This is a genomic window from Rhodococcus oxybenzonivorans, assembly GCF_003130705.1.
In the GTDB taxonomy this organism is placed as follows: Bacteria; Actinomycetota; Actinomycetes; order Mycobacteriales; family Mycobacteriaceae; genus Rhodococcus_F; species Rhodococcus_F oxybenzonivorans.
The window spans coordinates 3,554,012-3,580,025 of the sequence record NZ_CP021354.1 but is presented as its reverse complement, the minus strand read 5'-3'; the positions used below and the strand labels follow the sequence as shown (position 1 = coordinate 3,580,025).

General features: G+C 64.3%; 18 protein-coding genes and 5 pseudogenes. 18 read left to right on the top strand and 5 right to left on the bottom strand.

Annotation, left to right across the window (positions count from 1 at the left end; translation table 11 throughout):
* Positions 1–92: 92 nt before the first annotated feature.
* The gene (locus CBI38_RS16785; protein ID WP_109330510.1) at positions 93–716 is read right to left on the bottom strand and encodes a TetR/AcrR family transcriptional regulator; all 624 of its coding nucleotides are present in this window, start codon (positions 714–716) and stop codon (positions 93–95) included.
* A gap of 150 nt (positions 717–866) precedes the next feature.
* Here CBI38_RS16785 and CBI38_RS16780 point away from each other — a divergent pair, with 150 nt between their 5' ends.
* The 3 genes and pseudogenes from CBI38_RS16780 (at position 867) to CBI38_RS39105 (ending at position 2,850) form a co-directional block, all read left to right on the top strand.
* Positions 867–2,045, top strand: coding sequence for an aromatic ring-hydroxylating oxygenase subunit alpha (locus tag CBI38_RS16780; RefSeq protein ID WP_109330508.1), 1,179 nt, complete (start codon positions 867–869; stop codon positions 2,043–2,045).
* Between the two features lie 159 nt (positions 2,046–2,204).
* A pseudogene (locus CBI38_RS39110) lies at positions 2,205–2,405 on the top strand (helix-turn-helix domain-containing protein); the annotation flags it as partial.
* A gap of 70 nt (positions 2,406–2,475) precedes the next feature.
* Positions 2,476–2,850, top strand: a complete 375-nt coding sequence (locus CBI38_RS39105; RefSeq protein ID WP_418328342.1) for an MmyB family transcriptional regulator — start codon at positions 2,476–2,478, stop codon at positions 2,848–2,850.
* 695 nt (positions 2,851–3,545) lie between these two features.
* On the opposite strand, the gene CBI38_RS16770 is transcribed toward CBI38_RS39105, so the two are convergent.
* A complete protein-coding gene (locus tag CBI38_RS16770; RefSeq protein ID WP_109330506.1) occupies positions 3,546–4,334 on the bottom strand; it encodes an SDR family oxidoreductase in 789 nt (262 codons plus the stop codon).
* A gap of 553 nt (positions 4,335–4,887) precedes the next feature.
* On the opposite strand from CBI38_RS16770, the gene CBI38_RS16765 reads away from it, so the two are divergent.
* Positions 4,888–6,483 carry a GMC oxidoreductase gene (locus CBI38_RS16765; protein WP_109330504.1) on the top strand — a complete coding sequence of 532 codons (1,596 nt, stop codon included), beginning with the start codon at positions 4,888–4,890 and terminating at the stop codon, positions 6,481–6,483.
* Positions 6,484–6,671: 188 nt separating this feature from the next.
* Here the strand turns inward: CBI38_RS16765 and CBI38_RS16760 are convergent, their stop codons facing one another.
* Entirely contained in the window at positions 6,672–7,439 is a 768-nt protein-coding gene (locus CBI38_RS16760; RefSeq protein ID WP_162603251.1) for a hypothetical protein, read from the bottom strand.
* A 254-nt stretch (positions 7,440–7,693) separates the two neighbouring features.
* Here CBI38_RS16760 and CBI38_RS37910 point away from each other — a divergent pair, with 254 nt between their 5' ends.
* The 4 genes and pseudogenes from CBI38_RS37910 to CBI38_RS16740 all read left to right on the top strand — a co-directional run bounded on the left by CBI38_RS37910 (position 7,694) and on the right by CBI38_RS16740 (position 11,463).
* A complete protein-coding gene (locus CBI38_RS37910; RefSeq protein ID WP_162603250.1) occupies positions 7,694–8,341 on the top strand; it encodes an MspA family porin in 648 nt (215 codons plus the stop codon).
* 393 nt (positions 8,342–8,734) lie between these two features.
* Positions 8,735–9,094 (top strand): annotated as a pseudogene (locus CBI38_RS40590) (NADPH-dependent FMN reductase); the annotation flags it as partial.
* A gap of 287 nt (positions 9,095–9,381) precedes the next feature.
* Positions 9,382–10,692 (top strand): cytochrome P450, encoded by a 1,311-nt coding sequence (locus CBI38_RS16745; RefSeq protein WP_109330496.1) that lies wholly within the window; start codon positions 9,382–9,384, stop codon positions 10,690–10,692.
* Between the two features lie 186 nt (positions 10,693–10,878).
* Positions 10,879–11,463, top strand: a complete 585-nt coding sequence (locus CBI38_RS16740) for a hypothetical protein (RefSeq protein ID WP_204164760.1) — start codon at positions 10,879–10,881, stop codon at positions 11,461–11,463.
* 939 nt (positions 11,464–12,402) lie between these two features.
* Here the strand turns inward: CBI38_RS16740 and CBI38_RS39100 are convergent.
* Both CBI38_RS39100 and CBI38_RS16735 read right to left on the bottom strand, forming a co-directional pair.
* Positions 12,403–12,644 (bottom strand): annotated as a pseudogene (locus CBI38_RS39100) (hypothetical protein); the annotation flags it as partial.
* Between the two features lie 298 nt (positions 12,645–12,942).
* Entirely contained in the window at positions 12,943–13,467 is a 525-nt protein-coding gene (locus CBI38_RS16735; protein ID WP_109335146.1) for a hypothetical protein, read from the bottom strand.
* Positions 13,468–13,692: 225 nt separating this feature from the next.
* Here CBI38_RS16735 and CBI38_RS16730 point away from each other — a divergent pair, with 225 nt between their 5' ends.
* The 10 genes and pseudogenes from CBI38_RS16730 to CBI38_RS16680 all read left to right on the top strand — a co-directional run bounded on the left by CBI38_RS16730 (position 13,693) and on the right by CBI38_RS16680 (position 25,986).
* A complete protein-coding gene (locus tag CBI38_RS16730; protein WP_109330492.1) occupies positions 13,693–13,896 on the top strand; it encodes a cold-shock protein in 204 nt (67 codons plus the stop codon).
* A gap of 453 nt (positions 13,897–14,349) precedes the next feature.
* Positions 14,350–14,640 carry a helix-turn-helix domain-containing protein gene (locus CBI38_RS40940; protein ID WP_472515497.1) on the top strand — a complete coding sequence of 97 codons (291 nt, stop codon included), beginning with the start codon at positions 14,350–14,352 and terminating at the stop codon, positions 14,638–14,640.
* A 15-nt stretch (positions 14,641–14,655) separates the two neighbouring features.
* A pseudogene (locus CBI38_RS38435) lies at positions 14,656–14,970 on the top strand (recombinase family protein); the annotation flags it as partial.
* 15 nt (positions 14,971–14,985) lie between these two features.
* Positions 14,986–16,426 (top strand): annotated as a pseudogene (locus tag CBI38_RS39090) (zinc ribbon domain-containing protein); the annotation flags it as partial.
* 224 nt (positions 16,427–16,650) lie between these two features.
* Complete coding sequence (locus CBI38_RS16710) at positions 16,651–18,018, top strand: MFS transporter (protein ID WP_109330488.1); 1,368 nt, start codon at positions 16,651–16,653, stop codon at positions 18,016–18,018.
* 81 nt (positions 18,019–18,099) lie between these two features.
* Entirely contained in the window at positions 18,100–19,203 is a 1,104-nt protein-coding gene (locus tag CBI38_RS16705) for a LuxR C-terminal-related transcriptional regulator (RefSeq protein WP_109330486.1), read from the top strand.
* Positions 19,204–19,346: 143 nt separating this feature from the next.
* Positions 19,347–21,413, top strand: a complete 2,067-nt coding sequence (locus tag CBI38_RS16700) for a hydantoinase/oxoprolinase family protein (RefSeq protein WP_109330484.1) — start codon at positions 19,347–19,349, stop codon at positions 21,411–21,413.
* 10 nt (positions 21,414–21,423) lie between these two features.
* Positions 21,424–23,343, top strand: a complete 1,920-nt coding sequence (locus CBI38_RS16695) for a hydantoinase B/oxoprolinase family protein (protein WP_109330481.1) — start codon at positions 21,424–21,426, stop codon at positions 23,341–23,343.
* A gap of 306 nt (positions 23,344–23,649) precedes the next feature.
* The gene (locus CBI38_RS16685; RefSeq protein WP_109330479.1) at positions 23,650–24,414 is read left to right on the top strand and encodes an SDR family NAD(P)-dependent oxidoreductase; all 765 of its coding nucleotides are present in this window, start codon (positions 23,650–23,652) and stop codon (positions 24,412–24,414) included.
* A 108-nt stretch (positions 24,415–24,522) separates the two neighbouring features.
* A complete protein-coding gene (locus CBI38_RS16680; protein WP_109330477.1) occupies positions 24,523–25,986 on the top strand; it encodes an aldehyde dehydrogenase family protein in 1,464 nt (487 codons plus the stop codon).
* Positions 25,987–26,014: the final 28 nt, after the last annotated feature.

Here is a 26,014-nt window from a genome sequence, read left to right as displayed (position 1 = left end):
GCCTCTCAGGATATCTCCGGCCGCCGGATCGGAGGCGCACTCGACGAAACCGCTGACATGGGGTCGAAGAGTTCGGCGAGGGTAGCGTGTCGCTACCTGTGGCGACGAGATCCTGCAAGGGGTGGCGGCGCAGTGAATGACACCGGGACAACCCACCGGCGAAGATAATCGCGCAGGGCATCTCCCAATCGAGGTGGGTCGCCCGGGTCGAGGATGAACGATTGCAACGTCCGCAGCATGTGCTCGACGAGCTCGTTCTTATCTCGCTCACCCCACCCGCTCCAGTCGACCTCGAACTCGTCGACAATGGATCGTCCGAGTTCGACAGCCGACGCCGAGGTGACCTTCGGGATGACCTTCCCGCGAAAATCATCGCTGAAGAGAACCCTGAAACGCCGATTGGCGTGGAGGCGTTCAACAGTGGTGGCCAATGCCTGGATCACCGCTTCGGTCAGGTCGGTGATTCCCTCGACCGAACAGGCGAGCCCACGCAGGAAGTCGTCCGCAGCATGCGCAGCGGTGGCCTCGAGTAATTCGTCGGTGCTCGAGTAGTAGCGGTAGACAGTCGGGCGGGTGACGGCCAACCGTTTGGCGACTTGCAGGATGGTGACCTCGTCGGCACCCTCGTCGAGGATCTCGCCGGCTGCGCGCAGGATTCGGGCGACGGCCTCGTCGTCGGACGACGGCGCGGCTCCGCCCCACCCATGGGTTCGCACTGTTATCCCCAGACCGATTCGTGTGCCATTGAGTTGCATGGTAGTCGGCCACATGTCGCAATTGACTATACACAAGCCGGTATGTGTGTATGGTCAAGGTCGATTGGTGACATCGCCTCAGACCATTCACCGAATAGCGAGGACAGCCCGATGACTTCGACCGTTGGAACCGACACTCCTACGCCGTTGAACCATGAGTTGACTCGGCGCGGTCTCGACCTCGCCTTGGCCAATACCACCGATATGGCGCCTTCGACACTGCGCGTTCCCCTCAACTACTACCGAGACGACAAGCTCGCCGAGGTCGAAGAGTCCGAGATCCTCCGCCGCACTCCGCTCGCGGTGATCGCGAGCGCCCAGATACCGCAGCCGCACGATTACGTGGTGCGCTCGGTGATTGGTGACTCTCTACTGATCACCCGTGACCGGGACGGTGTGGCGCACGTCTTTCTCAACTATTGCCGCCATCGTGGTGCCATGCCCGCCTGTGGATCGGGCAATGCACGCCGCTTCACCTGCCCCTACCATGCGTGGGTCTACGACTCGAATGGGCGACTCAGGGGAGTTCCCGGTAAAGAGGGTTTCGACGACATCGATCGAGACCGGTACGGACTCGTCGAATTGCCCTCCGAGGAACGACACGGGTTCGTCTGGGCAGTCTTGACCGCGGGCGCTGAGATCGACCTCGACGCTCATCTGGGCAGCATGGGACCTGAACTAGCCCAATGGAATTACCAGACCTTCGGCTATCACGACGAGAAAATCCTCACCTCAGAAGTCAGCTGGAAGGGAGCCCTCGAGGCATTCGCCGAGGGCTACCACTTCCCTTTCGTGCACGGCCAGAGCGTCATCGGGATGAACACGTTGGCGAACACACACGTCTATGACGAGTTCGGCGCTCACCACCGAGTCGGATTTCCCTTCAATTGGATCACCGACCTGGAAGGTGCCGAGCCAGCAGAGAATTGGGATCCAGCGCAGCAAATGGGTGTGATCTATTGGGTGTATCCCAACCTTGTTCTCGCCAACAGCCCAGTGGGCGTCGAAGTGATCGACATCCTTCCGGAGAACTCCGCGACACGATGTACTGTGCGGCACAGTTGGATGGCTCGATACCCCGCCACCACCGACGAACAACGAGAACTGTATGCCGACATCTTCTCCCAAGTTCACGCCGCGGTGCGCGATGAGGACTTCGCCATGCTGCCCCAGTGCGGCCAAGGCGTTCGCCACGGCCAGCATGACCATATGGTGATCGGCCGGAACGAGATCGGGGTGCAGCACATGATCCGGGTAATGGCAGACAAGCTTGGCGTCTCCCTTGGCTGATTTGGAAACATCCGCCACCGACGTTTCAACGCGGCACCGGTGATGGGACGCTGCTGGGAGTAATTGTCCGAACGCGTCATCTCAGCGAGGGAGCGCCGCGCCTGGGTGTCACACACCCCGGCGGAACGGTTGCCGCGGCAGCGAGTGTGCCATGACACCATGGCGGTATGTCCCAGACGGAAATCGGCATGTTCCTGCGCTCACGCCGCGCTCGGGTGCAACCGTCGGATATCGCGCTGCCACCCGCAACCGGTGCTCGCAGAACCGCCGGACTTCGGCGAAGAGGTCGCCGCGATTGCGGGGGTCAGCGTCGACTACTGCACTCGCCTCGAGCAAGGGCGCGCGCGCAACCCGAGCGAGGTCGTCGTCGACGCACTCGCCGGGACACTGCTCCTAGGCGACGAGGAACGCGAGCACCTCTTCCGCCTCGCTGCCCACGCCGGAAGCCCTAGACGAGCGCGGACCGCCCCTACCCCCCCGCCAGGTCCGACTCGCCGTATGCCAGTTGCTCGACACCATCGGCCCGTCTCGCGCCTACGTGCTCTCGAGGATCAACGATCTACTTGCGTCGAACGCGGCCGGCATCGCCCTCCTCGCGGGTATCGACCAATGGTCGCCGGAACGCCGCAACACCATCCGCTACATCTTCCTCCGCCCCGCAGCCAGAACGCTTTTCGCGGAATGGAACTCGATAGCGTGTGGCGCGGTCGCGCATCTGCGGGCGATGGCGGGGATCGCACCGAACGACCGAGAGTTGGCGGAGCTTATCGACGAATTGGAGACCAGGAGCGAGGAATTTCCCTGAATCTGGCGGCTGCACGATGTCCGCAGCCTCTCCACTGGGAACAAACTGTTCGACCACCCGAAAGTGGGACGGATGGAACTGAACTACGATCGACATCTCCGGCACGCAGCAACGGCTTGTCGTATACCAGGCCGTACCCGGCACACCCGACTGCGACGCGATGCAACTACTGAACATGCTCGATAGTCCTGCGGTGAAGCCGGCATCTTTCCCAGGAACGGGCTCGGTCGACGCTGACGCCATCCCCCCGCACGATCTGAATGATTATGCCTGAAACCGTTTTCGTCCACCGAACCCATGAGTTGGGACTGCCTCGACACCCCCGGTCAACGCAGTCACATTGGATCTAGGTGACGACGCTTGGGTCTATGGCAATGTGGCACGGAGGCCTCGAGCGCGTCGGCAACATGCTCTGGTTTCCGATGGACGGATGGATGTCGCGCCTGTTCGCAATCACGACGATCAACGCTCGACTCTAGACAAGCGGACGCGATCTAGCCGAAACCCCCTCCTGCGGTGGTCAACTCGCGGATACGCCCCCAAGCGCTTCGTGCAGGGGGGAGGGATCCCCGTCTGACCGCCCGTCGTCTTTTTGGCTCGCTCACCACACAGACTTGCCGAGGAAGCGACGAGGCGCCGACGGGGTCGCTCCCCGGCGGCGCCTTCCCTGCCGTCTTGACAAACTTCGCTACATCTCAGGTGTGGCTGAGTCTGCGGTTGACCTCACGAGTGAGCCACGCGGGGGAGAAGCGGGATCCGAGCGACAGCGCTTTCGATTGCAGGCCGACCGGGAAATGCACCTTGTGGTACGGCCGCTTCGAGGGACGAGTCGCCTTGAAGATGCTCGCTGACACGTCGTCGGCGCTCAGTTTGATACCGAGCGAGTTGGTGGTGCCCGTGGATACGCCTGCAGTCATGGCGGTGTTGACGAACAACGGCCACATCGCCTTCACCGAGATGTCGTACTCGGCCCATTCGAGGTCGAGTGCCTCGGTGATGCCGCGCACGGCGAACTTGGTGGCACCGTAGGTGGCGAGTTCCGGTTGACCGTAGATCGCCGAGGCGGAACACAGATTGATCACCTGTGCGCCCGGCGTTGCCTTCAGGTAGGGGAAGGCGGCGTGCGTTCCGTAGACGACACCGTTGACGTTGATGTCGATTTGCCGCTTGTGTAACTCCAGCGGCATTTCCTCGAACCGGCCCGCGACCAGAATGCCGGCATTGTTGACGAGGATATCGAGGCGACCACCCGCTTCGGCGTCGAACTCTTTGAGGCGCTTCTCCCACTGCTCGGGGTCGGTGACGTCCAGAACTCCTGTGACGACGCGCCCACCGGCGGACGTGATCGCCTCCTTCAACGAGGCGAGGCCCGTCGCGTCGATGTCGTAGGCACCGACGAGGTATCCGGCGCAGGAGAATTCGAGGGCGGTGGAACGTCCGATCCCGGCTGCAGCGCCGGTGATGAAGACTGTTGGAGTGGGCATCTCGACAGGATAGACGTTACCGCGATTATCGGTAAGACCTCGTCGACGTGGCGTGAAACGGGCCCAGGCGGATCCGGGTGAATCGAACGAGACCTCTGCGCGTCAACGCCTTCCTCGTTGCCGGCCGCCTTCATCGTGCCTGCGTCGCAGGTGGGTTCGCTAGTTGATCTTGTGAAGCAGCTGTAGCCGACTAGATCGGCGTGTGACGTGGGTTGTCGAGGTCGGCCCCGGCCAGGCGGCGTGAAACCTCACCGTCGCCTAAGTCGAAGTGAGAGATGAGTTCGGCTTTCTTGGCATCGGGTTCGAGCACCGCGGGTTTGTGGACTGATGACGTTATCGATCGATGCCCGCCTCGTGGAAGTGACGGCCCACCCGCCATGGAAATTTCTTGACATATCGACCAGCAGTGTTTAGTTTTACCTCGCCTCGGCGGCGCATAGAGCGCTCCGCCGCCTGGGGCACGTCCGGTTTACATAGTCCACGCGCACTGTGATTGTGCCGACCTGACGCGTTCTTTTCGAGTAGATCGCCGTCTGTCATTTGGGGGTAAGCCGTGTCCGAGTTCAATCGTCGATCCTTTCTTGTTGGCGCTGCCACCGCGGGCGTCGCGCTGACGACGCCGCGGATCGCCGGAGCCGCCTCCGGCATAGCAGCCCGGGTAAATAGGGTGCCGGTCATCCGCGAGGATCACCGCGTGATCGTGATCGGGTCTGGATTCGGCGGGGGAGTCACCGCCTTGCGGCTGGCCGAGGCAGGTGTCCCGGTCCTCGTTCTCGAGCGTGGACTTCGTTGGCCCACCGGTCCGAATGCAGACACGTTTCCCGATCCCCTTGCGCCCGATAAGCGAATGCTCTGGCATCAGTCCGCTCCGGAGTTGTTCGGCAAGCCAGCGGTGTTCGACCCGTATGCCGGCTTGCTCGAGGCGGTTCCCGGCGAGAACATGACGACGTTGTGCGCGGCGGGGGTGGGCGGAGGTTCTCTGATTTATCAGGGGATGACCCTGCAGCCGTCGGAGGCCGTATTCAATTCGCATTTCCCTGAGGACCTGGACTGGACGATGATGAACCGGGTGCACTACCCGCGGGTCGCGCGAATGCTGCAACTTGCCGTGGCCCCTGACGAACTTATCGCCAGCCCGAATTATCTGGCCCCGAGAGTGTTTGCGCAGAACGTGGAGCGTGCGGGACTCCCGCTGATGAAAATTCCGATGCCGGTCGATTGGAACTACGCGCTGGACGAGCTTCGCGGCGTAATGAATCCGTCGTATACCAACAGTGCCGGCACCTTCGGGGTCAACAACGGCGGCAAACATTCGGTGGATGTGACGTACATCGCCGCCGCGGAATCGACCGGCCTGGTAACGGTGGAGGTCCTTCACCAGGTGACCGACGTCGAGCGGGCCAAGGACGGTCGTTGGACGGTGTATGTGGACCGGACCGACACGTCCGGCAAGGTACTCGAGAACAAAGTCTTGACCACGAATGCGCTCGTGATGGCCGCGGGCAGCATGGGCACCACTAGGCTTTTGATGCGTGCCGCGGCGGCGGGCAGAATTTCGGACATGCCGGTCGGGCTCGGCGGTGGGTGGGGCACCAATGCCGACCGCATCTACGTCTGGACCAACCTGGAAAGAGAATTCGGTCCCGTGCAGGGCGGACCCGTTGTGTATGGCAGCTTGAATTGGGACGATCCGGCGTCCGCCCACACCGTCATCCAGGCGTCGATTCCCACACTCGGTGTCGACGCTCGTAGCACCATGCTGGTCGGATATGGGGTCAGCGAGGGACGCGGCCACTTCGCGTACGACTCGGCCACGGACGACGCGGTCCTACACTGGCCGAGGGATGGCGATTCAGTAATCCAGGATCGTCACATCGGGCCGACCGTACACAAGATCGCCGGTCCGGCAGGTGTTCTCACCGATACCAATGCGCTGTTTCCGTCTACATGGCATCCGCTCGGTGGTGCGGCCATGGGTTCGGTCTGCGACCTCGAGGGCCGCGTCCACGGCCAGCGGGGGCTGTATGTGCTCGACGGTGCGCTGATGCCAGGGAACACTGCGGCGTGCAACCCGTCGATGACGATCGCTGCCGTGGCCGAGCGCGCGCTCGATCACATCGTCGCCCGAGACGTCGGTACGGTGATCTGAAAATCCCGAGGCCGGCAAGTATGGGTCTCGGGATATCGGTACATCGCCGGGTAGGCCCGTCCCCTTCGCTCAGCCCATTCTCCGCCGGGCGTCTACAACGTCATGACCCGCAACAGCTAGCCGCGCAGATGGAGTATTGGGCGCCGCTGCAATTTCTAGTTGTCGGCCAGGTCAAATGCGGGCAGTTGTCAGTGGTCGTCGATGCCGAATAGGCGTGTTACCCATTCGTCGATCGCCTCCCAAAGGGTTTTGTCGACGCGTTCGAGACCTCCGTGCCACATTTCCCAGACTCGACCGCTGTCATCGCGCGTATCCAGAGCGACTGCGTTGTCGGAAGCGTCGCGGCAGACGCCGACGAGTTGGTCGATGTCGGGTAGTTCGGATTCCGGGATCTCCACGAAACGGACCTCGTTGCTCACCGGGTCCCGTGATTGCCCGACGTACTCGAAATCGGCTGCCTCCCCAAAGTTCGAAATCCGCGGCATGTCTTGAGCTGGCATCAAGCCAATCGGGTCCTCGTTGAAGAATCCGTTCTGCACGGTCGTATAGAACGTCCTGAGCCCGTGATCGATCCCGGCGGTGAACAACGGTATTTCGTTGTGCTGCAGTGGTGCCAGTCCGTATGCGACTTGAAAGTACGAGGGGTTGGCCTCCCCGAAGATGTAGGCCAGAACCACGGCGGTGCGGCCACCCTCGGAGAGGGTCGCGCGGCACAGTCTGAGGCTGGGTGCGGCGTCCCGCATGATCCGTGTGGTGCGCGGGAGTTGCCCGGGAATCGCGTTCTCCCATGCCCGGAGCGCGACCTCGACGGGATTGCTCGACGTTTGTGCGTCGATCCACCATCGGGGGATGGTGGAGGCCTCGTCGCCGCTCAACTGGTCGGCGTCAATTGCTTCGAGATCGTGGAACGGATGCCGCGTCGCCAGAAGCTGTACAACTTCTTGGTCCGTGGTCACAAGCCACACCCTTTCTGATCCTTCGTCGTGCGACGGGTTCGCCCCCGGAGTATGCGCGTGACGTGGCCTCTCCCGCCCATGACTTTAGCAACTGTTCCTTGCCTGAACGCCGGGGCTGCATTCGCGGTGACTGGTCACAGCTGGAAGGTAGCTGGGGTTGTTTGTCTGTTACCGATCGCGGAGCCGTGCGGGGGTCGTGGGGCATCGATCCGGCGTGCCCGCCCCCTGTTTCACGTTTCACGAGGGAGATAGTTGTGTCGGTTGCTGTCAGAATGCTGCGCCGGTTGAGTATCGGGTCGATGGTGGCCGTGGGGGCGGTGGTCCTTGCCGCGGGTGCAGGCTCGGCGGCGCCGAATCCGGTTCCCGACGCGTTCGAAACCACCACTACCGGCGACGGCTGGGTACTGAACATCCGCAAGACCGGCGAGATCGTCAATCAGGTTCCGAACCTGGCTGCCTCCCAGTTCAGCAGGGAAGGCTTCGTCTCGTACCGCACGGAGGCCGACATCACCGGTGACGGTGATGCGCCGGTGAACGGGGCATCGCTCGAGATCGGGTATCAAGTGGGCTGCGGCATCGACGTGTCCTCGGGACTTGCGGTGGGCCTGGGCCTCTCGGTGGGGTCCTCGATCGGGATCTCGGCCACCGGGCCGAAAGCCGACCTCGGTGCCCAGGTCCAGCCGAACGTTTCGACGACACTCAAGCCCGGCACGATCACGGATGTGCCGTTCAAGACGAAGGAACTGGCGAACGGCAAGGCCGGGGTGTCGGTGAAGAACGTGCACCTCAAGATCGATGGGTGCATGGGACCGGTCGCGATCCGCTCCTACGTCACCTTCTCCACCACCAGTGACTCTTTCGACGACACCGTCGCGGCCTACGGCCCCGTCATGTGGTTGTAGAGGAGGGGGGACCGCGGGGGAGAGGCGAGATCGTGAGACGTGCACTACGGGCGTTGGTGTGTGCGGTACTGGTGGCGGCTCCGGTGGTGGCGCTCGCGCAACCGGCGTATGGGGCCCCGGAGACACCGGCGCAGCGATGCGAACGGGAAACACAGATGTACAACGATGCGTGGGAGTCGTCATGGCTGGCCGCGCATCCCGGGGATCCGGGACCGGTTCCGCCGCCGCCAGCCCCGTATACCTGTTATGACCCGGGTCCGGAGCCAGACGATGAGCCGTTCGATCCGGCTGATCCGGTCGATCCCGGTGCCGACCCAGGCGAGGGGTTGGTCACCGAGACCAATCCCGATGCGAACTCGCCGCTGACGGTGCAGCCGAACCGCGGTAGTCCACCTACGGCAGCAAATCGACCGCGCAGCTGCGCTGCTGATCTGCACTCCAGAATATGCTGGGGCGCTGCCCGGGTCGTTCAAGAATCTGCTCGACTGGACTGTCGGTGGTATCGAGATCGGTGACAAGCCCACAGCGTGGATCAACGTTTCCGCCAACGCGACGAACGCGGCCAACGCCCACGCATTACTGCGACTGGTGTTGAACTACACCGGTGCCGCGATCGCTGAGGAAGCATGCGTCCACCTGCCGGTAACACCCACGATGATCGATGAAAATGGCATCATCACTGACCTCGCGGTTCGTGAGGGAATCGCCGGCGCTCTAGCGGCCTTGAGTCAACGGGTGCTTGTGACGGGCTGACCTGGGAATCCCCCCAACGGGACAGCCGACCTTAGGCGGTTCATGCAAGCGTCGATCGCCAGGAAGGTTCCTTCGATGCCCGCCCGGATCGGTTGCGGCAAACGATTTCTTCGCCACTACGCACCGGATCCGACCGCAACATCCGCGACCGGACTTGACGTCAGGCGACGAGAGTCGATCGCTGATCGGGGGCTGTGAGGCATGGCCCGGGATAAGCCAAAAAAGGGGGGTGTTGGTCTTCTGTTGGCTGGGGAGGTTCACACTGGGCAGCGGAAGGGGTGGGGCAGATGAGGGCTTGGATCAGGTGGGTCGCGGCGCACGGCGTCGTGCGCTATGGGGCGAAGAAGGCGGCGCAGCGTGGTGATCTGCAGGCAATGCTGGTCGCCGACCCTGCTACGCGGGCGGATCCGCGGCAGGTGTTCGAGCAGATCCGGGCGGCCGGGCCGTTGGTGAAGACGCGGATGGCGAACATCTCCGTCACGCACCGCGTCGTGCATGATCTGCTCCGCTCGGACGATTTTCGGGTGATCGAGTTCGGTGCCGGTCTCCCGAGGCCGCTGCGGTGGATCGAGAACAAGACCCGCTCGAAAGCGCTGCACCCGCTGAAGCCGCCGTCGCTACTATCGGTCGAGCCGCCCGAGCACACCCGCTACCGCAAGCTCGTGGCGTCGGTATTCACTCCGCGCGCGGTCGCCAGGATGCGGGTAATGGTGCAGGAGAAGGCGGACCGCCTCCTCGACGAGCTGACGGCAGCCGGTCGTGAGGTCGACATCGTCGACAAGTACTGCGCACAGCTTCCTGTCGCGGTAATCAGCACGATCCTGGGCGTCCCCGACGGGGACCGGCAGCGGGTGCTCGAGTTCGGGGAGATGGCCGCCCCTAGTCTCGACATCGGGTTGTCGTGGGAACAGTTCACGCGTGTCGAGGATGGGCTCGAGCGATTCGATACCTGGCTCGCCGGTCACCTCGCCGAGCTTCGCCGCAATCCTGGTGATGATCTGATGAGCGAGCTGATCCGGGCCACCGAGGACGGCGTCGGGCTCAACGACGAAGAGCTCCGTGCGACAGCGGGGTTGGTCCTGGCCGCCGGTTTCGAGACGACGGTCAACCTGCTGGGCAGCGGGATCCGGCTACTCCTGGACAACCCTGACCAGCTCGAGATCCTGCAGGCGGATCCGTCGCTGTGGCCGACGGCGGTAGAAGAGATGCTTCGCCTGGAATCACCGGTGCAGCTGACGGCGCGTCGGGCTAAACACGATGTGACGGTCGAGGGTGTGTCTCTGGCGGAGGGCGAGTTGGTAATTCTGGTTCTCGCAGGCGCCAACCGTGACCCGGAGCTGTTCGAGGATCCGTACCGCTTCGATGTCACCCGTGAGAACGCGGGCAAGCACCTGTCGTTCTCCGGTGGACGGCACTACTGCCTCGGTGCATCACTCGCGAAGGCGGAGACGGAAGTGGGACTGAAGACGCTGTTCGACCGGTTCCCCCACTTGCGGTCGACAGGTGAGGGAATCCGGCGTGACACCCGGGTTCTGCGCGGGTGGGCGTCGTTGCCGGTGGATCTCGGGCAGCCTGCCTCCACAGGGGCTTCCCGGTAGAGGTGTATCCGTCGATGTCTATGGTTGTTGGGCGTTCTCGGCAGAAGCGCGATGACGCCGGCGGCGACTACTGGTAACCGTCCCCCCGGTCGACTACATCATCCATGCGCCTCACGATGGTGTGTACGGGGTATTTATTATGTCGCTCTGTCGACACCGAAACTTGTTGGTCGGATCGCTGGCTGCTTGTATGCCACGGTCCCGCACATATTCCCAGCGATTCGCTATAGAGAGGTAATTCTTTTGCCCACCAATGATGATGTTTCGGTGCCTGCGGTGCAGTACACGTGGACGGCCCAACCCGGTGACGTGAGCCGGTTCTCCCGTCTGGCCCTGTTGCGAGTTTTTCGGCGTCCGAAAGTGATTGTCTACTTCGCGTTCGTGGCGGTGGCACTGGTGGTGGCCGTGTGGAGTGGTGAAGAGGAACTGGCCGCCCTATTTGGGGTCATTGTGGTGGGGTTTCCACTTGCGTTATTCGTGGTGATCGTGCGCGTGAATCGGACGACTGTGCGCCCGGGCGCCCAGTGGGCCACCGGCTTCAACTCCTTCGGGATGCTCCTGGAAGATCCTTTGGCCCAGATAGTCATTGGGCACGGCTCGATTGCCAGGATCGAGGTCGCACACGGATTGGTGTATCTCTACATCCATGGCGGCATGGGTCGCGCGGCGCGCATCCCGGAGTCGTTGTGCCCGCCCGAGGCCCGCGCCTATCTGCTGTCGATGGTTGATGCTCGTCCGCGCAGTACTAGCCCTGGCGGGAGTTCCACGTGAGTATGGAGACGCGGAAGTGTGGACTGTTGGCGCGTGGTGAATGCTTCCGCAGTCGGGATTGACCCTGAGCTGGAACGGAGGACGGTATGACGAAATGCGCTCTTGCGCAGTCGATGACGATCGTGACGGCGACAACAATGCTGATGTGTTCGAATCTTGTAGTTGGTGTGCCGTTGCCCGGAGGCTTCGGATTTCGATCTGAAGGTGAACGGGGGGCTGGGAAAATGCAGGGGAATGCAATTCTTGCTCCTCCGGGCCGTGCGGAGCGCGGAACGCCGGCCGTATTCGAGGCTCGTGAACAGCGATTCCGAGTAGGGGTTGTTGTTCGATACCCGTGGCCGTGAGTGCAAGCGAGTGACCTCGAGGTCGGCGAGCAGTGTCGAGACGGTTCTACAGTCGTCGACCTTCCCCGATCGCCGTGTACTACGTTCGAAATGCCGTGCACAGCGAGAACTTCAGCCATCATCTCAGCGGGAAGCAGCCCGGGTTCGGATCGGCCGACGCGCGCCGACGCTGCAGCAGGAGAAGACATCGACCATGAGGTACGCATCGAAGTAAATACCTTTGGCCTTGCCTGGCCTCGCCTTGGCCCGCAAGCTTGGTGGGGCGGCTCCCTGCACGAAGTGCTTGGGGAAGTCTCACGAATACACCTGACGAGGAGCGGTCGCCGCCCGCTTCTGACAAGCACCGTCGTCGAATCACCCTTTCGACAAGCGGTGTTTGGGCCAGGCGCACACGCTTACAGGCCGTGGAGTGCGATTATGCGCCTGAGTCAGAAGGCTCCGGTGATTGCTCTTGACACTCCTCGGTGACGAGGTCGATCACGATCGACCGTGGCGTCTATGAGTAGACGTCTCGGAGCGTCGGTCGTCAGGGCGTCAGCCCTCGCAGCAGTTGCCGCTAGGTTCTCCGCAATCAGCAGCAGCCAACGGTGCCGAACAGCTCTCGGCCCGCACGGCGCTGCGTCGACGACAACACCAGCATGACTGAACTCGCTGCTACCAATATGATTCCCACGGCCGAGGGGTCGGACTCGCCGAATCCGAGCAGTGATCGGACGGCGCCGACAGTGACATAAAGGCGAGGCCGAGGAATGAGATTGCGCTGACATCCAGCACGGTTTTCTCCCGTGACTGTGGGTCCGGACTCGCGAACTGCCAGACGACCGTTGCCGCGGAGGCCGCACCAGCGCAGGCACGCCAGGTGATGGACAGATTCTCCCGTGAGACTCCGATCTGCCGCGCCAGCTCGGACGGAATCCCGGTCCGAACCTCGGGGTCAGCAGATTCAAGTCCGCGTCGAGTCGGAAAGCGACTTACCCGAAGCGGGCCAGGGCCTCGCGATGAACCAGCAGCTCCATTCCAAACGGTACACAATACTCTGTATTCAGAAACCAGTGAATCGATCGGCGCGGCATGTATCGGCTTCCGGCGACGGCGGCCTCGACGACGCAGTCTGTCGGAAAGCCGAATCGAGTGGTCAGCCGATTGTGTCGTCTTCGGCAACGCCGGCAGTGGGCAGGTCTATTCGCATGGGTGTGCTGCCTTCTTCGCAGAGGACGGTGATAAACGCCGGAAAGACTAATCGCCAGGAACCGGCAACGAGCGTGAGAGCGCTCGCACCGAAGTCAGCCCATTGATTCGGCAGCAAGGTCACCGGCTCGTCCTGTAGCCAGTGTGGCGTCGGGATGCGGCGGTTCTGCTCCTCCGCGGGGTCTATGACGAATCGGACGTCCGTGACCGTGCCGCTCCCGACATTCCGAAGCCGGAACCGGTCGACCGCTCCCCGGATGCGTTGGACGTGGAAGTCGACGTTCTGCGGACGTGGGCATACCTGCTGCACGGCAGTCCGCCCAATTTCGGCAACTTGCTCCAATGCCGCGTCCCGCTCGGCTTCGGCGTCGAGCCTTGCCTGATCGGCAAGGTATGCCCTCCGCCACGCTGCGGCAACGGCGGCGCCGGACAGCGCCCCGGTCGCCACGCTCAACCACGATGCGGCTCTCATGTGCGGAAACATACCTGAACCCGCCAGCCCCCTTCCGGCAGCCTGACGTCCACCTGATGCCGGAACTCACTGCCCGTCTCTTGGACGAGTGACCGCATTGAACGACGTAGTGACGTCCTCGGTGGAACCGTGCCGGTGACCGGTGCCCGATGCTGGCAGGATCATGCATGAGATCGGGACTTCGCTGTGAGGTCCCGGCTCCAAGTTGCTGCAGGGAGACGAAGCATGGCACAGGGCGTTGTGAAGTGGTTCAACGGTGAAAAGGGTTTCGGATTCATCACGCCGGACGATGGCGGAGCTGATCTTTTCGTCCACTTCTCCGAGATTCAGGGCAGCGGCTACAAGTCGCTCGACGAGAACCAGCGTGTGGAGTTCGAGGTCGGCCAGGGACAGAAGGGTCCGCAAGCCCAGAGCGTGCGGGGAGTCTGACAAACCTCCGCGGGGCCGCATCCACACGGATGTGGCCCCGTCCTGGGACGTGTATCTCCCAGGTCTTCACAAGATTCTCCAGTAGTGAACTCGGTGTTGACCCATCGCGCCGCCGCGGAAGGACTGACGAGGGTGGCTGGTCGGTGACCGCCCCTGGGCCCGTCCGCGATGCCGAGTGCGTCCTCGGCCGTGTTCGATCGCCGAAGGTCCTTGCCGATGTCGAGCGGGCGCGGGCGGCCGTGCATGACGTCGCCGTACTTCGGTCCGGCAGGCAGACGGTTGCGGTTCTCAAGTCCCTTGCAGTCGAATCGCTTCCGTGTCGCGTCCGTCGGAGTCATCGACAGTTCCCCCGGGTGCTCCTGTCCACGGTTCGGCGGACGTTTCCGACCGCGTGGGCTCGCAACAGTTGATGTGACATATGATACTCCCTGATTCTTTCTGCTACTCTCGTTCATGCGAATTGGTGAGGCCGCGGCGTATCTGAACATGTCAGTCGTGGGCGTCCGTAAGGCCGCGCCGGAAGGCCGGTTGCCCTCCCGGCGTAGAGGTTCCGGCCAGCGCGTGTTTGATCGCACTGACCTGGATGCCTACCTCGGCCGTCCTCCTGCCCCGCACAAGGCTCCGGCCGACCGGGTGGAAGTGTGGTACTGCCGAGTGTCCGGCTCGACGGGGCAGGAGTCCTCGCTCGCCAATGAGGAGTCGATGTTGCGCGAGAGCGCTTCCGGGGCCGTGTACCGGGTGTAGAAGGATCGCGGTTCTGGTTTGAGGGAAACGCGGGCCGGTTTGGACCGGATGCTCGACGACGCCGCCAAAGGCCACTTCACGGTGGTGCGGGTGGTGTGGCGGGATCGGTTGGCCCGGTTCGGAGTCGCCTGGATCGAAAGGTATTTGTCGGTGGTCGGGGTTACGGTCGAGGTCCTGCGGGAGCATGGCGACAAGTCGCTGGTGGAGGAGTTGATGGATGACTTCATGGCGTTGCTCGCGTCGTTTTCGGGCCGGTTCTACCGGCTGCGGTCGAAACAGAATCAACGCCGACTTCTCGACGATGCGGCAGCGAGGTTGGAGGAGGGGTAGCCGATGACTGTTGCCGGATTCACTGTGCCGCGTCAGTTTTCGTTCACCACCCGCCAGGTTGTCGGCACGCTTCGTACCTTGGCGTACCGGGACCACGCAATCAGTGCCCTGTCGGCCAGGTTCGACCCCGTCACCGGGCGCGCGCCCGCCGCACCGACGGCGCGGCCACCGAACGCCTACGCATCACCGATGTGCAGGGACCGCCGCAGACCTGTGTGATGGCCAGGCTTTCCGCTGCCGATCGTCAACTCGCACACATCACCGTCGCAGACGGTGTCATGGTGTTGACGGTCAAACTGCCCACCACCGCCGCCCCGACAGGTCGGGCGCACTGGCGCAGGGTCCGGTTGACCGCCACCATCCCACCACACCTGCACACCAGAGCAATCACGGATTGGCATCTGCCCACTCTCGTCCTCGACCGCCGTGGCCTGCTGCTGCGCTGCGCGGCGACCGAGCAGATAGCCGCTGCCGATCTGAGTGCGGGAGCAACCGCGGTGGGAGTGGATTGGTCGCCGGCCACCCTCGGAGCGGCCGCCATCGTCACCGAACGCCCGGACGGGTTGGTCTCGGACTACCGGGGCTTCACCTACGACGACCGGGGTCTGGGGATCAGGCTGGCCCGCCTGCAAGCGGAAGGCCAACACCTGCACCGCAAAGCCGCACGTTTGACGCGGCTCGCCGCGACCGCACCATCCGAGGTGCGCGCCGAACTGGAAGAGAAGATCGCGGTCCTCGACGCCCACCGCACCGCGATCGGTGTCAAACGGGGCAAGATCAACCGCGAACTAGCCTTCCACTTCGGCCGGGAAGTGACCACTACGCCGCCGCGGCCGGCGCGAAGGTGATCGCGATCGAAGACCTCACCACCCTCGAAACACGGGGACACGGCCGGGTGAACAACAACCGGGCCGCGCAGTCCGCCCGCCGCAAAGCCGTCGACGCTCTCGCACACACAGCCAAAGGAGTCGGCGTGACGGTGGTGTCCGTCCCAGCACGCGGCACGTCGGCGCTGTGCCCAAGTTGTAACGACACCCTCTCCCGGCCGGGCGGCTATCACCGGGCATGGTGCGCACGGTGCAAGGTCGGCGGCAATCGTGATCACGTGGCAGGGGTGAACCTCGCTAAACGTGCACTACTGGGGCGCAGCAGAGTTGTTCGCAAGCGCGGGAAGAACCCGGAGATTCGGGTTACCGAGCATGCGCCGGTCCGGCAGTGCCGCCACAAGACCAGCCCCACCCCGAGCCGCCCGCGGCATCGCCGGGTCCGCCGCAGTGTTCCCACCGCGACACCCCAGGCGGGGGTGAAACAGATAAAGATTGTTCCTGCACCTCGAGCGTCGGTGTGGGACACGGTCAAACCCGCAGCAGCATCGCATGTTGTTACGGGTAGCCGTGAAGTACCTACATCTCCGACATCGGCCACGTCAGTGGCAGATAGTATGAGATTTAAGTAGACGCTATGCGGTGCATTGATCAGCTGGGCGGAGCGATCGGAGCGAGAGGGCAGCCCGGTCGGAGTAACGGCGCGTGTGCAGAGGGCAGCCCTGTTTCTTTCGCACCGACGGGGGAGTGGCGCACCTGTCATGCGGTCCCAGGCAGTGATTCCGGTCGCTTGATTTTAAAGATTATGCATAATAGATTCACGCGACAGGTTGGCCACTGAGAGAGGACTTGACGCGTGGCGAAGAAACGCGAAATATCCGTTGGGCGGAAATCCCCGCAAAGGGTGAAGAAGGTCGGCGCGGCAGTCATCATCGGAACGTCGCTGGAGTGGTTCGACTTCTACCTCTACGCGTCGATGGCGGCGCTCGTCTTCGGGAAGGTATTCTTCCCGTCGGCGAATTCGTCGGCCAGCACCCTCGCGGCGTTTTCCACGTTCGCGGTCGGATTCCTGGCCCGGCCCTTCGGTGGCATCCTCTTCGGAATCCTCGGTGACCGCATCGGGCGCAAGGCGGTGCTGTCGATCAGCCTACTGATCATGGGAATCGCCTCCGGGCTCATCGGACTCGTGCCCTCGTATGCCGCCATCGGCGTAGCGGCACCGGCGCTACTGATCTTTCTACGGATCCTGCAGGGATTCGGTGCGAGTGCCGAGCTGGGCAGTGCAATCACGGTCGCCTACGAGCATGCCGACGAGAAGACCAGGGGCCGGTACGGCGCCTACCCGGTGATGGGCGCACAGATCGGCTTGCTCGCGGCGTCGCTCGCAGTCGCCGCGGTCACCAGCCTCGACGACGAGGCCCTCTACACGTGGGGATGGCGGGTGCCGTTCATCGCGAGCTTTGCGATCGTGATCGTGGGCTACTGGATTCGCCGCTCGATGCCCGAGTCGGAGGAGTTCGAGAAGGTGGCGACCGAGGCACGGCAGCGTAAGGGCTTCCAGGTTCTGCGGGACCTGGTGCGCGGTAACTGGCAGGGACTCGTCGTGGTCGCGGCCGTGTACGGCGGGTACTCCGCCCTCTCCTACACCTTCAAGACGTTCTCGCTGTCCTACCTCACGGAGTTTCAGGGTGTGCCGAAGAATATCGGTGCGCTCGGGGTGACGTTCGCGAGCATCGCGGCAATCATCGCGTGTCCGCTGATCGGGCGCCTGTCCGACCGTGTGGACACCCGCAAGGTCATGATCGGCGGCGCGATGGGGGTCGCGCTGATGGCCTTCCCTGCCTTCTGGCTGTTCGACACCGGCCGATCCCCGCTCATCTGGGGTGTCATGGTGGTCACGACCGGTGTCTTGGCGCCGATGATCATGGTGGCGGCAAGCCCGTACATGGCGCGACAATTCCCCACCGAGGTCCGCGCCTCGGGCATCGGCACCGGCCGTGAGGTCAGCGGCGCCGCAGCAGGGGGCTTGGCCCCGATCCTTGCGCTGACGATGGTGACCATGTCGTCCAGCCACGCGACGTGGGGCGTATCGCTGCTGATAATCGGGTGTGCGGTACTGGTGATCGGTGGCGGGCTGTTCGACCAATCCCGTCGGGTGACACGTGACGCGACCGCATCGTCCGAGGCCCGGGAGGCCGCGGCGCTGGAACCGCAGCGCCGCTAGCCCACCGCGGGTCGTGGAAGTGACGTGGATCACCAGAATGCCTAGCATGGTGTAGGTCAGCGACCTTCATGGGAGTGCAGTATGCGCAACTCGTCTATCCGGCAGAATGCCGTGGCGCTGCACGATGCGATCGCTGGCATCACCCACGACGTGAGCGTGCTGCTGGACCGCGACCTCAGCGGCCCGCAGCCGGTCGGCGCACAGTCCCACAGTCAGGCGCTGGGCCGGCTGTGGGACCTGGTGACCACGGAGATGACGCGTGCGATCGGCCGTGACGACCCGTCGTCCGACGTTCTGACATCCTTGATGGCGATTCTCGGTCGCATACGCGAGGCGGAGGCTGCGCTGGCGCAGCTGGGGCAGGCCGACCACGCGGAGATTCTTGCCAAGGTTCAGTCGGCGTTGGCACGGGTCGGCGACGCGCAGACCGTCGACGCGCTGCTGGCCCGCGCTCCCGAGGCGGTGTGCAGCCTCGGCTTCGATCGTGCGCTGCTGTCGACGGTGGACGGGTCGTGGCAGTTGCACACGATGCACGTTGTCCGGGATCCGCGCTGGGCGGAGGAGATCGTGGCAGTGGGCAGGGAGGCTCCGCCGGTGCTCGACCGCATGCTGGTCGAGAACGACACCGTGGTCGGTGCTCGGGCGACGCTCGTCCACGAGGTGCAGGACAACCCACGCGTCAACCGCCCGCTGGCCGAGATCACCAGATCCTCGTCGTACGGCATTGCGCCGCTGATGGTCGACGGTGACGTCGTCGGACTGGTGCACGGCGACTGCTATCACCAGAGGCGCAATCTGACCAGCGTCGATCAAGCGCTGTTGTCGACGTTCGCCGAAGGGATGAGTCAGAACCTGGCGAGAGTTAGTGTGCTGGAGGGTCTTTCGGCTATGCGTACCCAGCTGGACGGCCTCGGGCGCTGGACCAAGGCGTCCGGCCCCGGGGTAGCGAAGTCCGTCGCGCTCGGTCGCGACGACGACTCCGTCCTCACCCGCCGCGAGGTGCAGATCGTGCGACTCATGGCGGATGGTGACTCCAACGGCAAGATCGCCCGCAGGCTGGTCATCTCCGAGGGAACCGTCAAGACGCACATCACCCGTATCCTGCGCAAACTCGGTGCATCCAACAGGGCCGAGGCCGTGTCGATCTGGCTGCGCAATTCCGACGTCACGCGCACTACGACCTGAGGCTGTCGCCGACGAAGGTCGTACGAATCTACGACCGCGGGCAGATGTTCCCGCATCCTCCGTGCGGAAGAGTGACCTGCAACACAAACGTGGCGCAGATGCACTGCGCATGTCACTGCAGCACACACCACGGAGGCCAAAATATGACGCAGAGTGACAGGGTGGCCGACTGGATCGTCGGCATCGATGTCGGCGGCACTTTTACCGACATCATCGGGCTCAACCGCAGAACGGGAGAAACCCGCGACGGCAAGGTGCTCTCCACGCTCCAACAGGAAGAAGGCGTCCTGCAGAGTATCGCGGCGATAGACGTCGAGATCCCGGACGTCGCCGAAATTGTGCATGGCCATACGGTGGGCATCAACGCCCTGCTCAGCCGCACCGGCGAGCGCACCGGTCTGATCGCGACGCGCGGTCACCGGGATCTGCTCGATATCGGTCGCATGCACCGCGAGTTCGGTGACCGCTTCTACGATCCCACTTGGCTTCGGCCGCACCAGGAACGCCCCATCGTTGAGCGTGAATCGCGCGTCGGCGTTCCCGAGCGGCTGCGGTACGACGGAACCGTGTTGTTGCCGTTGGACGAGAACGCCGTTCGCGACGCAGCACGCTCCCTCGCGAGTCAGGGCGCGAAGTCGGTGGCGGTGTGCCTGATGAACTCCTACATCAACCCCGACCATGAGCGGCGGGCGGCGGAGATCGTCGCAGAAGAGTTGCCGGACGCCTACATTCAGACCTCCGCACTCTACCCCGTAACCAAGGAGCACGAGCGCACCACGACCGTCGCCCTCGACGCCTACGTGGGCCCGGCCGTCGTCGGCTACCTCGACCGATTGATGAGCCAGCTATCCGAGCGCAATTATGCTGGGACGCTCTGGATCATGATGATGAACGGCGGTGTCGCGACATTCGCCGACGCCGGCCGCGCCCCGGTGTTCCAGCTGGTCTCCGGTCCGGTTGGTGGGGTGAGCGGCAGCGTCAAGCTCGCCAACGAGAGCAGTTCGCCGAACCTGCTCACCATCGACGTCGGTGGCACGAGCACGGACGTGGCGGCAATCGTGCACGGCAAGACGCCGCTCACCGATCTGTGGACGTTGGAAACCGGTCTGACGCTGACCATGCCGCTGGTCGACGTGGAGAGCGTCGGCTCGGGTGCCGGTAGCCTGATCCGGCCCAGCACGCTCGGCAATGTGGCGGTCGGTCCGGCTTCGGCCGGATCGAATCCCGGACCGGTGTGTTACCGGCGTGGTGGCGTCGAGCCCACGCTCACCGATGCGTGCGCGGCGCTCGGTGTCCTCCAGCCGGACCTGTTCGCCAACGGTTCCATTCGGCTCGACGTCGACGCGTCATTCGATGCACTCCGAATGACCGGGGAGCAGTTCGGCATGTCGGCCCTCGAGCTCGCCTCGGCCGCCTACGAGGTCGCGTGTGAGGACATCGCCGCGAAGGTCCGCACGATCTCGGTCTACCGCGGGCTCGACGTACGGGAATTCGCCCTGCAACCGTCAGGGTCGGCCGGTCCGATGCTCGCCGACCGCGTCGGGCAGATCCTGGGCCTGGACAAGGTGATCGTGCCTCGCAACCCCGGCCAATTCTCGGCCATGGGGCTGCTCCGCAGCGACCTGATGGTCACCCGTGCACAGTCGATCATGAGCCCGCTCGCACCTGCGAGCGCCGAGGCGATCGAGGCCGCATTCGTCGCACTGCAGGACCGCATCCGCGGCGAACTCGACAGCCAGGGCGCCGACGTCGATCGAATCCGCTTCGAGCGCGCGATTTTTGCGATGTATCGTGGCCAGACGTGGGACAACCGCATGCCCATCCATTCCGGCGCTCTCACTGCAGACAGTGTGACCGAACTGGTGCCGCAGTTCCACGACTTCTATCGGGAGTCATACGGTTTCGCGGCAACCGAGATTCCCGTCGTGATCTCGACGGTGGAGGTGACGGCGATCATCCCGCGCGAGCAGTACAAGACCGACCTCACCCCCGAGGACGGCGAGGCGTTGCTCCGCACGACGAAGCTCACCTTGCCGGGCACGACTGAGCAGGTCGAGGTGTCCATCTACGTTCGGGAGCGCCTCCAGCCCTTCGAGCGGGTGCAGGGCCCCGCCCTCATCGCCGAGAAGTTCGCGACAACCCTCGTCCTTCCAGGCCGGACGGCCTATGTGGACGGCGACCTGAATCTCATCATCGAGCCCCAGAGCTGAGGAGCAGACCATGACGATCACCACCCCTGACACCGGCCCCTCGGTCGACGTCGAACTCGACATCCTCCGCTACGGCCTCACCGAGGTCGCCCGGGAGATGCTCGACTCGCTGATGCGCAGCGCCTTCTCCCCGGTCTGTCGCGACATCCTGGACTGCACCAGCGCCATTCACATGCGCACCGGCGACGGCTGGGAAACCGTCGCGCTGTGGGAGGGCTGCATGCAGCACGCCTTCACGGCTCCGCACATCGCAAACTTCGTGATGGACGAGTGGGACATCGACAGCATGCAGCCCGGTGACGTCATCTTCGTCAACGACCCGTGGCGCGGCACCATCCACCAGTCCGACGTCAACCTGCTCCGGCCCGTCTTCGTCGATGGCCGTGTGGAGTTCCTGTTGCACTCGACGTCCCACCTCGTCGATCTCGGTGGTGCGATCCCGGGCGGCTTCTCCAACGGCACCCAGACGCACTTCGAGGAGCAGCTGAAGCTGCCGCCGACGTTGCTGTACGCAAACGACGTCCCGGTTCGTCCGCTGTTCAACTTCATCCTGGAGAACAACCGGGTGCCGCAGCTCGTGCTCGGCGACCTGCGGGCTCTGCACGGCTGCCTGGTGGTCGGCGAGCGCCAGCTGCAGGATCTGATCGCCCGCGGCGGCCTGGAGAAGGTGCGTGCGGCCGGCCGCTACGCTATCGAGGCCACCGAGGCCAGCATGCGGCGCGGCATCGCGAGTATCCCGGACGGTGACTACACCGCCGAGGACTTCCTCGACGAGGACGGTGTCACCGACGAGCCGATCCCGGTCAACGTGACGGTGAAGGTCCGCGGCGATTCCATGGAGATCGACTTCTCCGGTTCGGGTCGGCAGCCCCTCGGCAACTGTGGCACCGCCTGGTGCGAGGCCTCACGCTGCATCGAGGCGGTCAAGCTGATGGTCGACCCGTCGACACCGGTCAACAGTGGCACGCTGCGGCCGATCGAGACTCTGCTGCCGTCCGGCAGCGTGGTGCAGGTTCTGCCGCCGTCGAGTTGCTCCAACCACGCCGACATCGGCGCGCGGGGGATCAACGTCGTCACCCAGGCCCTGAGCCAGGCGATGGACGAGGCATTCGCTTGTGACACAGGCACTGCCGTCGTCGTCAGCCTCGGCGGTATCGACACCCGCCCGGGCCACGAAGGCACGCCGTGGGGTGCATTCGCGCTCGCCGGTGGCGGCTGGGGCGGCACGTGGAAGGACGACGGTGTCTCCTTCTGCGTGATTCCGATCGGCAACTGCCGGACGTCGGTGCAGGAACACGTCGAGATCGAGAGCCCCCTGGTCATCGTCCAGCACGAGATGGTGATCGACACCGCCGGAGCCGGAGAATTCCGCGGCGGTCTCGGCTCGGTCTACTCGATCTTCGCCGAGTCCGACACGATGGTCACCATCACCGCAGACCGGGTCCGCTGCGGCGCTCCCGGCTCGAACGGAGGTGGCGCCGGCTCGCCGGCCTACGGCTGGTACATCGAGAACTTCGACCTTGCCGAACACGGTGACCCACTCGACCTGCGGGGCGCCGAGCCGCTGTTCGGCATGTTCGACGAGCAGGGCAGGCCGGACCCGAACAACGGTGAGTTCGGGCGCGGTGCGCGCTACCAGACCGGCAAGTTCTCCGGACTCGTCCTGAAAGCCGGCGACGCGCTGCGCTTCGTCATCGGCGGTGGCGGCGGCTGGGGCGACCCCCTCGCCCGTATCCCCGAAAAGGTGCTGCAGGACGTCCGTAGCGGACTTGTCAGCCCCGAGTTCGCGGCCGACGCCCACGGGGTCGTGATCGCGAACGGTGACGTCGACGAGGCCGCCACAGCGGCACGGCGAGCGCAGCTGACCGCCGACCGCGACCAGGGGCGCTGGAGCGTGCCGGTGGCCACCCCCCGCAACTGGAATCTCTGAGAAAGGCATCCCCATGGCAGTCGACCGACTCCTGTTCCCCGCCCCGAGACCGACCGGGTCTACGTCGAACGCACCACCGTCGACGGCGAATGTCCGTCGTGCGGCGCAACGAGTCTCGCTCGCTATCCCGTCGCCAACCACCTCGGACCCCGCATGGTCGTGAAGTGCCAAGAGTGCTTTCACCACGTGTCGGTGACGCGTCCCGAGCCCGAGGACAACTGGCCCGCTTGGCGTTCGCCGGCCCACGACTGGCCGGCATCGCGCGTCGGATAGGCACCAACGCATCTACTCGGAAGAAGGACTGAAATGCCAGGATTGCTCGACGGGAAAGTAGTACTCGTCACCGGCGCGGCGGGAGGCATCGGGCGCGCGACGTCCCTGCTGGCCGCGAAGGAAGGCGCACGGGTCGCGGCGACCGATGTGTCCGAGGAAGGCGTCGCGGCGACGGCAGACCTCGTGCGTGCGGCGGGCGGCGTGGCGATCGCGCTTCCCGCCGACCTCACGGTCGGAGCGTCGGTGGATGCGATGGTCGCCGCGGCCGTCGACCACTACGGCAGCCTGGACGGCGCGTTCAACAACGCGGGCGTGAGCGGCGGGCAGATCGGTCAGGGCGGTCGATCCGTTGCGGATTGGGACGAGGAGGCATTCGACCGGGCCATCGCGGTGAACCTCAAGGGCGTGTGGCTGTGTATGCGCGCCGAGTTGAAGCAAATGGTGGCCCAGGGCGGGGGCGTCATCGTGAATACCGCATCGCTCGCAGGTCTCACCGGGTTCAAGACCACTGCCGGGTACGCGGCGGCCAAGCACGGCGTCGTCGGCCTGACCAAAACTGCGGCAATCGAATACGCGCCGACCATCCGGATCAACGCGGTGTGCCCGGGCTACACCGACACCGATTTGATGAAGGACGCCAAGCGCCGCAGCGGATCCACCATCATGTCCCGAATTCCCTTCGGCGCACTCGCGCAACCCGACGATATCGCCGAGATGGCGTGCTGGCTCCTCTCCGATCGCGCCGGCTACGCGACCGGTGGCTCGTTCGTCGTCGACGGCGGATACATGGCGGGGTGACACCGCAACTGACAGTTTACGAACATAATATATTGAGTATGGTGGTCCAGGCCCGGTCGCGAGCTGGGAAGGGCACCGTGCACGAGCGAGAGGCAGAGGTTCACAGTCATGACCGCACCGAATGTCGTGGCCGAGTGCCACATCGACGGGCGCCGGATCGCGGGCGAAGGAGAGGCGATCCGGTCGATCAACCCGACGACCGGTCGGGAACTGTCCGTCACACCGGCGGCGAGCCCGGCGCAGGTCGCCGCAGCGGTGTCCGCTGCCCGCCGGGCGTTCGACGACGGCGAGTGGAGCCGTCTCGGACCCGGTGAGCGCAGTGCCCTGCTGCACCGGCTGGCGGATCTGCTCGAGCGGGACCGGGAAGACATCGTCGACCTCGCCGCCACCGAAATCGGCACACCGGTCAGCAGCGCCGCTGCCTTGCATGTCGATCTGCCCGTCCGGTTCTTCCGGTGGTTCGCCGACGCGGCGGCGCGGGGGCCGCGGGACGGCTACGAGCAGCCCCTTCCGCTGCATCGCGACCCGGTTGTGTCGAGCAGCATGCTGGTGCGGGACCCGGCCGGTGTGGTGGCCGCGGTCGTCGCCTACAACGTCCCGGTCATGATGTGCGCGTACAAGCTCGGTCCTGCCTTGGCGTCGGGCTGCTCAACCGTCCTGGTGACCTCGCCACGGGCGGTGTTGCTGACGGCCGCGATCATGCGACTGATCGAGGAGGCGGGATTCCCGCCGGGTGCGGTGAATCTGGTCTTCGGTCCGCCGAGTGTGACCGCGCAGGTGGTGAGTGCGCCCGAGGTCGACCTGGTGACGTTCACCGGTTCGGCCGCGGTCGGCAGCAAGATTCTCACCTTGGCTGCTCCGACGCTGAAGAAGGTCGTCCTCGAGCTCGGCGGCAAATCACCCAACATCGTGCTGCCCGGCACCGACATCGAGAAGGCGGTACCCGCCTCCGCGCTGCGTTTCACCCGAAACAGCGGCCAAGCCTGTGGGGCGACGACACGAACCCTGGTGCCTCAGGCTGATTTCGACGAGTACGTCGAGAGGTCGGGCAAGTTCCTCGGTGGCCTCACGGTCGGCGACCCCCATCACCCTGACACCGTCCTGGGACCGCTGATCACCGGTGAACATCGTGGAAATGTGGAGGGCTTTCTGGCGCGCGCCCGGGAGGAGGGCGCCGAGGTTCCCGTCGGTGGGGGCCGGCCGCCCGGCCTCGATGACGGCTTCTTCCTCGAACCGACTCTGGTGACCCGTATCTCGAACGACGCGGAGATCGCGCAGGAGGAACTCTTCGCGCCCGTCGGGGTGGTGATGCCCTATACCGACCTGGACGAAGCCGTCCGCATGGCCAACGGTGTCAAGTACGCCCTCAACGCCAACGTGTGGGGCCCCACCCCCGACGCACTCGCGTTCGCTCGTCGTCTTCGGTCGGGCACCGTCACCATCAATGGCGGGGGCGGAATGCGCGGGGACGCCCCGTGGGGCGGACCTGGACACAGCGGCATCGGTCGCGAAGGTGGCGAAGAGGGATTCCGTGAGTTCTTCGAGGTCAAGCACATTCAGTGGCCTGTGTAACCGAACCAACGTCACGATCACCATCACA